Raw genomic sequence first — 12,420 nt, 5'->3', positions numbered from 1 at the left:
GCCCCCATCGGGGGGATCCTGGGCATAACGTCGCGATAGCGTGGGGACCTGTGAGCGTCTACCTGGACGCGGCGACGGCCGCGCCGCTGCATCCGGTCGCCCGGCAGGCGCTGTTGGCCGCGCTGGAGGACGGCTGGGCCGACCCGGGGAAGCTCTACAGCCAGGCGCGCCGCGCCCGGCAACTGCTCGACGCCGCCCGCGAGGCCGCCGCGCAGACGCTCGGCGTCCGCGCCGACGAGCTGTCCCTCACCAGCAGCGGTACGACGGCAGCCCACGGCGCGGTGCTCGGCGGCCTGGCGGGACGGCACCGGGCCGGTGCGACGCTCGTGCACTCGGCGATCGAGCATTCCGCAGTCCTGCACGCCGCCGAGCGGCACGTCGCGGTCGGCGGCGTCGCCCACTCGGTGCCTGTCGACCGGGTGGGCCGGCTGGATCTGGCCGCCTGGTCGACGGCCGTCCGCGCGCCCGGCGTGGCGCTGGCCGCGTTGATCACCGCCAGTCACGAGGTGGGCACCGTGCAGCCGGTCGCCCAGGCGGCGGCCGTCTGCGCGGATGTCGGGGTGCCGCTGTACGTCGACGCGGCGCAGTCGGTCGGGCGGGTGCCCCTGCCGGCCGGCTGGTCGGTGCTCAGCGCCAGCGCCCACAAGTGGGGCGGGCCACCCGGGGTGGGGCTGCTGGCGGTGCGCAAGGGCACCCGCTGGGAGTCGCCGTGGCCGGCCGACGAGCGGGAGGGTGGACGTACTCCCGGGGTGGTGAACCTGCCCGCGGTGGTGGCGGCGGCGGCGAGCCTGCGCGCGGCGGCGGCCGACGCGGCTGCCGAGCAGGCCCGGCTCTCCCCGCTGGTGGATCGGATCCGGGAGCGGGTGGCGGCGGAGGTGCCCGACGTGGAGGTGGTCGGCGACCCGGTGCTGCGCCTGCCGCACCTGGTGACGTTCTCCTGCCTGTACGTCGACGGCGAGGCGCTGCTGCACGCGCTCGACCGGCGGGGTTTCGCGGTGTCGTCCGGCTCGTCCTGCACGTCGTCGACGCTGCGGCCGTCGCACGTGTTGGAGGCGATGGGGGTGCTCTCGCACGGCAACGTCCGGGTCAGTCTGCACCGGGACACGACCGAGGAGGACGTCGAGCGGTTCCTCGCCGAACTGCCCGGGATCGTCGCCGGGCTGCGGGCCGACGCCGGGGTGGTCGGGCTGTGACGATGCCGGACGAGGTGCTCGACTGCCGGGGCCAACGCTGCCCGCTGCCGGTGATCGCGGCGGCCCGGCGGATGCCGCAGGTGCCGGTCGGCACGGTCGTCCGGGTGCTGGCCGACGACCCGGCGGCGGCGGTGGACCTCCCGGCGTGGTGCCGTATGCGCGGCCATGAGTTCCTGGCCGCGATCAGCGGCCCGGGGGGCCCCGCGTACGACATCCGCCGGACCCGTTAGGGCTTCTTCCACCTCGACGGCGGGCGCGTAGGGACGGCCCGCAAGCGCGACCGCCGACGGTCCGGCACCATGCGGTGCCGGACCGTCGGATCAGTCGGCCAGCATCAGCTGACCGGGATCAGCTGCGCCTCGTTGCGGCTGGCATTGTCGTGGCTCAAGACCAGCCAGCCCTTGGCCGGAGTGCGGCCGAACTCGGCCTGGTTCAGGCTGACCGTCTGGGTGGCGATTGCGTTCGGGGCGACCCTGTTGCTCAGGCCCGTGGTCAGAGCCGGGGTGAAGGCGTTGAAGGAAGCCTTCGCCTCGACGGTGTCGACCGCAGCGTCCCACTGGCTGGAGCTGGACACGTGGTAGGTCAGTCGCGGATTCGATGACGACAGACACGGCGAGCCGGCCGCGCAGAGTTGGTCGAGCTGCACCGGGAGGACGAACGTGCTGCCATCGAACGGCGCGTCGGCGGGTAACGTCTGCGAGCTGGTGCCGGTGCGCAGGTCGGTCACCGCCACGCCGACCGAACCGTTGACCACCCCGTTGGCGAGTAACCCCTGGTCGGTGCCGACGACCTGGTAGTCGTCGGTGCCGTCCGCGTTGACATCCACGTAGACGGTGAACTCGTACCGAGCCGCGGTGGACAACCGGTTATAGGTGTTGACCGCGAACGCGATGGTGTTGTCGGCACCCACGCCTCGTACGCCCACGGCCCGCAGATCGGCCGTACCGGGGGCGTCCTGCGGATCGGACAGGCCCCAGGCGTACCAGTCGGCGGCGCCGGGCACGACACCGGAGCGGTTGGTCACCCTTGCGGTAGCCGACCCGTTCTGGCGCAGCTCGTTGGTGTCGACCGACGTGCTGATCGTGGAAACCGCCTGCGGCACGAGGTAGTACGGCACCCGCAGGGTGGCACCTCCGCTCTTCGCCGTCGGCGTGAGCGTGACCAGACCGGCCACATCGTGGAACGCGGCCGAGTCACCCGCGGTCGCAGCCGGCACGTCCAGGATGACCTCGAGCGACTTCTCGCCGTTGCCAGGCACGGTGACCTTGGTCGTCGAAACCGTGGTGCGGTGCGGGCTGCCGGCCGCCTGACCGATCGACACGTCGAACGTCCGAGCCGTCGGACCAAGGTTCTTCAACGTGATGACCTTGGCCTTACGGAAGTTCTTGTCGAGCTCGGCGAAGCCATAGTTGAGCGCGGTGGTATCCGCGTCGCCGAGCGCGATGACCTCGGTCTCAACCGCTCCCGGCGCCTGGATCAGACCGACACCGTTCACCCTGGTGCGGTAGTCCGCCACCCCGGCGGGGACAGCGGTGTTGACGACCGCGGCCCGCCAGTAGCTGACCTCGCGCCAATCGGGATGCGCCTGCTTGACCAGGGCGGCCACTCCGGCGGTGTGTGGCGCAGCCATTGAGGTTCCGGTGAAGGCGAACCCGTTGGTTCCGGTGCCGACACCGGCCGACATGATCCCCACGCCGGGCGCGGTCACGTCCGGCTTGAGCCAGCTGTCTCCTCCACGCGGGCCCCCCGAGGAGATGGGCGAGGTCTGGGTGTAGGTGGGGTTGTCCAGCGCCTTGTTGGTCAACGTCGTGGTCTGGCCATCAGCGGCGAGGAGTGCCGCCGTCGCACTCTTCGGCACGCCGAGGAACGGGATCGAAACGCTCGCCGGCTCATTGTTCGCCGGGTCGACGGAGATCACGCCCTCGTAGGGCGGATAGTTGGCGGTGCCGATCATCAGCACCGCTGCGGCTCCCGCCGCCTGTCCGTAGATCGCCTTGGACACCCGGGGGCAGGTGCCCTGGCTCACCACGGCGAGCGCGCCTCTCACCCCGGCAGCCGTGAAGTCGTCGACGCTACATCCGAGGCCTATCCCACCAGCACCGTCACGGACCACCTTGATCGGCAGCGCGGTGCCGTCGACGAACACGGCGTTGTTGGCGTTGATGGCGTCGACACCCAGAGCGAGATGGGCGCCGGGGAAACGCGACCTCGAGTCGTTGGCGGCGACGCTGATCGCGGAGTTGGCGTTGGACGGGCTGTTCACCACGTAGGGTGCCGGGCCCGCGTTGCCGGCCGAGACTGCCGCGATCACTCCAGCCTTGGCCGCGTTGTCCAACGCGACCGTCACGGGATCGTCGGTGGTGCCGAACCGTGAGCCCAGTGACATGTTGATGACGTCCATGTCATTGGCGACGGACCACTCGATTGCTTCCAGAATTGACTGGGAGGATTCGGCCGAGCAGCCGAAAATCTTAACGGCATACAGGTCGGCTTTCGGCGCCACGCCGGGGCCGACGAGCCAGGAATTGGCGCTGACCGTGTCCTTGTCGTACGGACCCTGATACGTCTTGCCGTCGGCCAGCACACCGAAGCCAGCAGCCGTTCCGGCAACATGGGTGCCATGGCCTTCGCCGCAGTCCACCGGGTTCGGGTCGGGTTGTGGAACAGGCTGGTAGTTCGGGCTCGCGGGGTCGGGCTGGTAGGTATCGCCGACCAGGTCGATGCCACCCTTGACCTTCGGGGCGTTCGGCCCGACGACGCTGGGGTCCGGCGCGGCCGCCTGCTGAGCGTGAGCCGCCTGGTACGCGGCGGGCGTGCCGGAGCCCCCGAAGTCGGCATGGGTGTAGTCGATGCCGGTGTCGACGATGGCGATCTTCATGCCCTCGCCACGTACGTCAAGTGGCGGGTTCCAGACGGCGGGGGCCCCGACAAACGGCACGCCCTGGGTGTTCTCCAACTGCACGCTCCGCACTGGATGCACGGCTACCACATTGGGCATGCCGGCGAGCGCGCCCAGCTCGCTCGCCTTCACCCGCACCTTGATGCCGTTGTACGCGTGCTGGTAGGTGGCGAGCACGGTGGCACCGAGCTGACGGGCCTCCTGCTCGACGGGGGCCTGCTGCTGTCGAATCTCGGCCCGACGCTGATCCTTGCCCGCGTTGGACGGCCGCTGTCCCGCCGATCCCCCCGCGAGCGCCACCGGTTCCCCACTGAGCTGTACGACCACGGTCACCAGCTGGTCACGGGCGCCAGTCGGTGCGATCCCGGGTCCCGCCTGGGCGGACGTGACATTCGAACGGAGGCCGGCGTCGGCGGCCGCGCCCGACGGTGTGACACCGACAGCCATCGCCGCCGACAGAATTCCTATTCCAACCCGCGCCGTGAAATGCCTGCTGGAACCTTCTTTTCCCACTCGGACAGTCTCCTCCGGAAAAGTTATCCATATTGAACAGTTCCACAACGAGTCTGCCCGAGAAGCGTCCGATACGCCACCCCTCGACGCTTCGATTAATCGCGATTCCAAAATCAACTATCGTTCCAGCATTTGTTCAGAGAGCCCTCCTAGCATCTTTTTCGACTCGGCATTACCGTCTATGCATTCCGACGGTTGGCCTCAAGGCGAGGTGGGCGAGCTCCGGGACCATTGCCGGCCAGCGCGACCCGGCTACCCCCGCTGGCGGGCGAATCGGGGCACGGCGGCCCCACACGGGTGGGCGGCGGATCGCCGGACCACTCAGCACGTCAGCACCGCCTGCGACAGCCGTTCGAGCTGCTCGGCGCGGCCCGGCATGCTGGCGGACAGGCCGGCGATCGCATCGACCCACCGTCCCTTCTCCTCCGGGGAGAATCGGCCCCGGTTGGTCTCGATGAAGGTCTGGGCGTCCGCGAACCTCCCGGCCCTGATCACGGCAAGCACCTCGAGCACCGACACCGCGACGGCGGGCATCGACGTGTCGCCGCCGACGGCGCTCACCATCGACACGAGGGCGCCGGTGGTCAGCCCGACCCCCATCGGTACGTCGAGCTGCCCCGCCAGGTCTAGGCGGCCCACCGAGTCGAGCAGCACCCGGGGTCGTCGCGCCTCGTCGGCGATCGCGTAGTCGAAGACGACATCGGCCTGACCAGCAGCGCCGAACTCCAGCACCGGCGCGAGGATGCCCAGCTCGCGCCGACCGGGCACCCGCTCGATCATTTTCTTGACCCGGTTGAGGTGGGACTTCATCCCGTCTGTCGACCATCGCTGCGCCAGAGTGCGGAAGACCGTACGGCCGGCCGCCGGTTCGGCCGCCAGGTCGACCGACCAGATCAACTCGCCGAGCGCGTCGTCGACGCGGGACACCGCCTCGGTGGGGCGCGCCAGTCGAGCCGCCGCGTCGAGCACCGCCGGGGTGATGTGGTCCCATGCCGCACTGTCCGGGAGGTCCCGGGCGCCTGACCCCGTCCGCGACGCGGTCACCCTCCACCGGTGGCCCACCTGGAGGCTGCTCAATCCGGCGCTGACGGGTTTGTCCAGGGTCGGATGCAGGACGGCGGCACCGTACTTCGCCGCCACGTCGAGCACGTCGGCGCTCACCCTGCCCCGGGTGACGACCACCGGTAGCTGATCACGCTGGGCGAACTGCTCGAGCAGGTAGTTCATCGCGGCAAGATCAGCGCCGAGCACGGCGTGGCCGATCCTCGGGGCGTCCAGCAGGATGACCGGTTGCGCGGCCCGGGCCGCCGCCGGGATCAGTTGGTCGATGAGCTGGCGTGGGCGCGGCCCGTCGTGCGACGAGATCACGTGCAGGTTGGGATGCGCGGCGATGGCGGGGCTGAGCCGAAGCGGCCACGTCGGTGGGCCGAACGGATTGAGCTGTCGACGCAGGACCGGGTACCTGTCCTCGGTGCGGAAGACGTGCTGGACCAGATTCCACGACCGCGTGCCGAGGTCGGGCCGATTGATCCTGATGTGCTCGACGGTCCCGTCCAGCAGACGGCCCAGGGCGGCCGGATCGTGCAGGGTCGCGCTGTCGCGGACGACCAGTTCGTAGGTCGGCGCCGACCAGTGCCGCAGCCGCAGCACTACTTCGGCGGGCGCGTCGAGCTCCGTGTCGACCCGGAGGTTCAGCTCGGCGCTCTTCAGGTCACCAACCGCGATCTGCAGCTTCGTCGGCGAGATCACAGACGCCCAGGGACGCGGTCGCGCCCCGGTCGACGACATCCTGGCGACGCCGGCCCACAGGTGGTTCGTCCGCTCCCGCTCCCGCTCGACGGCCACCCGATACGGCGACAGCGGATCCGATTCGGCGCGCCGGAGCGCCGCCATCGACTCGACGGACTCGACGCCGCCCGGTCCGCTCTGCCCGAGGGGGTCGATCCGGCCGTGTCGGGATCGCAGAGCCGCGGCGATCGCCGTCCAGCGCGCCTGGCTCCAGGACCAGTCCGCTCCCGCCGCACCCTGCCAGAGGCCGATCTTGTCGAGGTGCAGAGCGAGGTCGGTACGGAGCAGCTCGCGGTCGGTGTCGTCGCCGACGGCCCAGCTCTTGAGCGTGTCGAGGTCGGTGAGGATCTCGTGCAGTGCGTCCACTTCGGCGCGGTCGGCGGCGGTCAGGTGCAGCGGTCCGGCCGCCCGGAGCGGTTGCCGGGCGAGGTGTCGCGGTGGTTGACCGGCGCGGGCCTGGTCCTGCGCCCACACGACGGCCCGTCGGACGCGCCGCCTTCCGCTGACCCACACGTCGCTGAACCCGTCGCGTTGCCAGCGCCCGAACCGCTTGAGTACCCCCGCCTTGGGCGGCAGGTCGATCGGCGTGACCAACTCGTTCGCCACCGCCGCCTCGCGCAGGTTGTCCCGCAGAACCTGTACGAACTGCTCGCTGGAGCGGGGCTGGCTGCTCACCTCGGCGACGGCGCCGGCGAACCGCGCCGCCTGGCGGTGCCGGGGTTCGTGGGTCCGGAGGTAGGTCTCGCCGACGCCGGTGGCCGTGAGGACGCCGACGACAGTGAGGATCAGGGGCAGCGCCACCGGAGCGGCGATCATCCCAGCACCCGCCGCGATGCCGTAACCCAGCGCTCCGGCGGCGGTGGACGGCACATGCTTGTAGATCATCTGGGTGCGTTTGGAGATCTCCGTGGGCCGGCCGACGAGCTGGTTGATCCTGCGCTGATCCAGGACGCGCGCGGTGTCCTGACTGAACTTCGCCAACCACTGGTAGCGCCCCGGATCGGCGGCGCGGGGCAGCACGCCATCGGCCACGGCCTCGCCCCTGGCGATCGCGTCGAGCAGGGTCCTGACCACACCCAGCCGGAACCTGGCGTCCCAGGCCGCCACCGCCACCGCGTCGCGGAACTCGTGGTTCTTCAACGCGCTGAACCCGGCGCCGTAGGCCAGGCCTCGTCCCGCGCCAGACAGGACACCGGCGTCCGCGAGTCCGGCCGCGCTGCCGGCGAGGTGACCGATTACCTGGGACGGCACCTGCGCGGCGGAGTACTGGATGCCGACGCGCAGCATGTGGTGCCAGATGTTCGGCCTTCCGTTGGGCAGTCCGCGATCGACCAGGTCGTAACTCTGCCGCCCCTGCTGCCGACCGAACATGCCACCGAAGCGCTTGACCAGCCGACGGCGGTGCCGCAGGTCGGCGACCTTGTTGTCCACCTCCCTCCCGACCTCCTGCGCCAGCCCGTCCACCTGTCCGACGAGGTCGGCGAGGTCGGCCTTCAGGTGCTCCGGGACGGGCGCGCCCGAGTTGAGGGACTCGGCCCACCGCCCGTACAGCTCCAGCGCGTGGTGGAACGCGACCTCCACGTACTGGTTGCGGCGGTGGTCCGGGCTGCCGCTCAACGCGCGCTCGAAGGCGCCCTTCGCCCGCCCCTCCCAGAGGTCGAACACCCAGTCCGAGCCGGCGCCGGTCAGCAGACCCTGCCCACCCTGCAGCGCGGTCGAGAGGCCAGCCAGATCCCACCGGTGCGCCTGGTGCGCCTCGGCGAGAACCTGCCCGTTCGCGTCCAGCACCGCCGGAACGTCGAGGCCCACCAGACCGGTCACCAGACCTGAGGCAGCCGCCAGCGCCAACGCGGAGGGCGCACGCTTGGTCACCTGAGCGGTGGGCAGTCCGAGCACGGTCTTCACCGGCCGCCCCCGTTCGCCCCACCGTTTGGGGGCCGTCAGTACCGCCTTGGACGCGGCGCTGCCGCTCACGCTGGCCGCCGCCGCGTCGGACGCCGCCTGGACGATGCTCTGTGCTCCCGTCCCGGCGACCGATGCTCCCATCAGCGCCATCGCACGCGGTGGGTCGTTGGTCAGCCCACCGGCGAACGTGGTCGCTACCGACGATGCGGCGACCGTCCGCCGCGCGAGGTGGTCGGCGAAGGACGCCCTGCCACCCAGGTGGGCGGGCTGGTCCACACCCCAGACCGCGGTGTCGGAGTGGCCGGGGTCCGCCACCGCGAGTTCATCGTCGATGGCGCGGAGCTCCGCCCGCAGCACCTCGGTGGTGTGCGGCATCGAAAGGTGCTTGTTCAGCCATCGCTTCGGTCGGGTCGTGCCCCACGTGCTGCCGCCGAAGTGCATCCGCCGCAGGATCGTCCGTTTGGCGTGCAGGGCCTCCGCGCTGTCGGCCAGCAGGGTCCGGGTGAGACCGGCGGCCCCCTCGGTGGCGAGTTGGGCGAACAGCCCGGCGAAGCCGAGCACGAGGGACCTGTCGCTCGCGTCCGAGCGGATCTTCAGTCGACCGTCGACGAGCAGCGCGGAGTCGGTCAACGCGTGCGGCCAGCGGTCCACGGGAACGACGTCGACGGGCACGGTGTGCTGTTCGGCGGAGAGCACCGGCCTGGTGCCGCCGGGAGCGGCGAACTCGACGGTCAGCGTCGCGGTGTCCAGGTCGATCGTCGCTGCGGGCAGGGCACTGCCGTGAGCGAGCGCCAGGCGCACCGCCGCCGCCGCGTACCCGAGGATCTCCCGACCGCTCCCGAGGTCGGTGCGGTGGTGCAGCATCATCCGACGGACCCGGGAGGGATCGGCGCGCCCGTCCCGGGTGAACCGACGCTGCATCGAGGCCAGCAGGTGCTCGCCCCGACGCGCCGCGCCGTGGTGATCCCGGAGCACGTGCAGCGAACGCAGCGCGTCGACCACCGCCAGCTCTCCCGCCCGCCCTGGGCCGGTCGTCGAGTCGACCCGGTGCACCGCCTCGACGACCGCGTCGACCATGGCCTGGTCCTGGTGGGTGAGCGCGTTCTGCCAGCGGGACCGGTTGGCCCTGGCGAAGCGCGGTCGCGGTTCGGAACGCCAGGAGGCGATGTGCGGGGCGGTGGCGTTCGACGAGGATGTCCGTCCGGTGGGCTCCGCCCTGAGGCCGTGGTCGAGATGCTGCTCGACGAGGTGACGGGTCGGCCGGACACGTAGATAGTGGGCCTGTTCGGGATGGTCGACCGCCCGGCCGTGCTCGTCCAGCCAAACCGATCCGCTCGGCGGCTGGGTCAGATACCGCGGCGGGGCGTCCGCTCTCGCCACGTCCACCGGAAGGCCGAACGCATCGGCCCGCGCCTGGGCGTCGAAGCCGTCCGTCAGGTCGGCGACCGCCGGCCGGTGCACCGCGACGTCGACCACATCCACCGGCTGGCGGAGAAGAGCCAACCGCGCCAGCCCGATGTCTCCCAGGTCTGGATTCGCTCGGAAACGCACCTCCACGATCCGCTCCGAGCCCGGGCGTCGGACCGCGTCGCCCGCTTCGTCGGGAACCTGCGCGGCACCTACCCACAGCCCCGACGGCACCTCCACGACGGGGAGAGGGAAGAAATATCCCGGATCCGGGAGTATCCGAGGGGCCGACGATCCCACGGCCGACGTCACCTGCGAGAGCGCCGTCCGATATGCCGCGACGGCCCTGGCCGCGGCGCCGACGGTGGAGCCCCCGGTGTCCGTCACGGCGTCCCGGAACGCCGTCCACGCCCTGGTCGCCTCGGTCTTCGCCGCTGTGGCCGGCAGGCGATCCAGTGCCGCCGCGACTCGGGCGTCCAGGTGGTCGGCGGCCTCGCGGAGCCGCCCGACGGCCCGCCGGTCCGACAGTCCCGCTTTGACGATGGCGACCTTGGCGAGCGCTTCCGGATCGCGGGGACTCGACTTGAGCGCCGCCTTCGCGGTCTGTTTGGAGAGGCCGATCTCGAACTTCAGCCCCGTCTGGGCGCTCACCATCCGGGCGACGTGCGTCACCCAGGTGTCGGATTCCTTCGTGGTGAGCGTCGGTCGAACCTTGGGGCTCATCGTCCGGCCCGACTGGTCGTTGAAGATCAGGCTGTCATCGTCGGGATCGTAGTGAACCTCCCCACCACCACGGTTGTCGCCGACCACGAACGCGCCATCGGGTCCGAAGCGTGCACCGATGGTGGGATGCCCGAGCCCGTCGACCTGCTTGCGCAGCACCTCTGGCGCGACAAGCGCCCCTCGGACCTCGCGGGCAGTCAGCATCTGTCGCAGCCGCTCCGGTGTCGGCGTGGGCACGCCGAGCTCCGCTATCAGGGCCGGCAGGTCCAGCACGGCGGTGAGGCGCTCGACTTCCCCGTCGGCAAGCGGCGGTGGGACATCCTCGTCCGGGGTCTGGTCCACCGACCGCGATTCGCCCCGCAACGCTGCGGCCACCGCCCGACGGGCGGTAGCGAGCCGGAACTCCTGCAACCGCGCCCACTCGCGCTCGGGCACGACCTGCGAGACGTTCTCACTGCCGAACCACGGCAGTCCATCGCGCGTCACGGAGAACTGCCATGCGAGACCCGGCGCATCGGTGAAGTGGGCGGCGGTCAGCGCGGCGAGCGGTGTCCACAGCGGGTTGACGCGGATCGCCAGGCCATCCGCGTTCCTCCCCGACACCTTGTCGGGCCGCGGCGGCCCCAACTCGCGTCCCTTGATCGACTCGGGCACCACCGTCGTCCCCAAGGCCCAGTCCAGATCCACCGAACGGCGCAGCAAGCCGTAGATCTCCACCGGGGCCAGCTGAAACAGCTGCGAAAGGTCGAAGTCCGGATGGTCCCGGAACTCGTTCCACCACTCACTCGTGGCCTGCGGGCTCTCATCGAGTGCGGCAAGTCCCGACATCAGGTGAGCCTCGATATCACCGGCCAGACGAAGCCGCAACGCCAACACCTCGTCGACGCGACCCTGCACCTCCCGTACCTGATGAATTCCCCCCCGATAGCTCACCACCGACGACAGCCAGTCGTTCAGCGCGGCGCGCACCGCCCCGGTCGACTCCGGTAGACCACCCACCACCGCGCTGAGCGCGTCACGCCTCGCCGGCCAGTCGATCGGCAGTACGAAGCGTTGCGACTGGGCCGGCCCGTCACCGACCGGATCTTCGGGGCGTACCTGTCCGCCGAGCCACAGCGTCCGCAGGTCCGAGTCACCCGGTATCTCGGCGATATCGTCGGTGGCGCCGATCAGTGTGGCGCCCACGGCGGCCAGTTCGGCCAGCAGAACGCCACGGCCCGCGGCGTCCAGGTGCCCGTGTCCCGCCTCCTGGAGCGCGTCCAGCAACCCGAAAGACTGCGGATACTCCTCACGCAGCAGCCCACCCGGGTTCGGACCGACCAACTGGATCGACGATTCGCGGTACTGCTGTCCGAACCGCTCGACGAGCTGATGCACCACGGCGGAATGCACAGTGGGCACGTCCCGGTCGGCGAAGGAACCGCTGCTGGCCGTCGAGAGCACGAACATGGGCAGGCGCGGCTCCGTCCGCTGTCCGGCGCCGGCTCGGACGGCCGCGCGTACCGCCACGGTCAGATCGGGGAAAACCTGCTCCGACCTCTGCGTCCGCACCGGCGTCGCGGCGTCCTCGAGCAGGTGACTGGCCGGCAGGACAAGGACGTATCGGGCGCCGTCGTCAGCCGGACCGATCGGCACCACGCGACTGGTGTCCCCGCCGGTCACCACGTCACGGGGCACCCGCACCGGCATGCGCAGCCGATCGGCCCGGGCGGTGGCCCGCTCGAAATCGATCTCAGCGAGGACGGACGCGGGCGGAGCGTCCACCATCCGCTCGACCACGGCCCTCGGCTGGGCTCTCAGGATGTCGAACGCCAGCGCCGAGCCGGCCGTGTCCTCGGCCCAGTGGACGAGGTGCAGACCGGGCACCGGCGGGGCCAGCAGCACCTCCGACTGCACCGGGCCCGGCCCGAGGCTCAGATGCATACCCGACGGCACCCAGCTCACGAGGAACTCGGGACAACCGACGTCCAGGGCGCCCTTCATGACCACCTC

At 70.8% G+C, this 12,420-nt stretch carries 4 protein-coding genes; 2 read left to right on the top strand and 2 right to left on the bottom strand.

Translation table 11 applies throughout. The features are described 5' to 3' along the window. Nucleotides 1–50 precede the first annotated feature (50 nt). Both ACGFH9_RS09030 and ACGFH9_RS09025 read left to right on the top strand, forming a co-directional pair. Nucleotides 51–1,193 carry a cysteine desulfurase family protein gene (locus ACGFH9_RS09030; protein WP_393217064.1) on the top strand — a complete coding sequence of 381 codons (1,143 nt, stop codon included), beginning with the start codon at nucleotides 51–53 and terminating at the stop codon, nucleotides 1,191–1,193. Continuing rightward, the gene (locus ACGFH9_RS09025) at nucleotides 1,190–1,423 is read left to right on the top strand and encodes a sulfurtransferase TusA family protein (protein WP_393217063.1); all 234 of its coding nucleotides are present in this window, start codon (nucleotides 1,190–1,192) and stop codon (nucleotides 1,421–1,423) included. Before ACGFH9_RS09030 ends, ACGFH9_RS09025 begins: the two co-directional genes overlap by 4 nt. A gap of 104 nt (nucleotides 1,424–1,527) precedes the next feature. Here the strand turns inward: ACGFH9_RS09025 and ACGFH9_RS09020 are convergent, their stop codons facing one another. Together ACGFH9_RS09020 and ACGFH9_RS09015 are read right to left on the bottom strand one after the other, a co-directional pair. Continuing rightward, nucleotides 1,528–4,425, bottom strand: coding sequence for a S8 family serine peptidase (locus ACGFH9_RS09020; RefSeq protein WP_393217062.1), 2,898 nt, complete (start codon nucleotides 4,423–4,425; stop codon nucleotides 1,528–1,530). A gap of 501 nt (nucleotides 4,426–4,926) precedes the next feature. After that, nucleotides 4,927–12,411, bottom strand: coding sequence for a hypothetical protein (locus tag ACGFH9_RS09015; RefSeq protein WP_393217061.1), 7,485 nt, complete (start codon nucleotides 12,409–12,411; stop codon nucleotides 4,927–4,929). Nucleotides 12,412–12,420: the final 9 nt, after the last annotated feature.

The organism is Micromonospora sp. NPDC049102, assembly GCF_043197485.1.
Taxonomy (GTDB): Bacteria; Actinomycetota; Actinomycetes; order Mycobacteriales; family Micromonosporaceae; genus Micromonospora.
The sequence above is the reverse complement of the archived record's forward strand: the minus strand, read 5'-3'. Positions and strand labels throughout refer to the sequence as shown.

Excerpts from the sequence above, each read along its gene's own strand:
- ACGFH9_RS09015 (WP_393217061.1), bottom strand. The coding sequence starts at position 12,411 with ATGAAGGGCGCCCTGGACGTCGGTTGTCCCGAGTTCCTCGTGAGCTGG.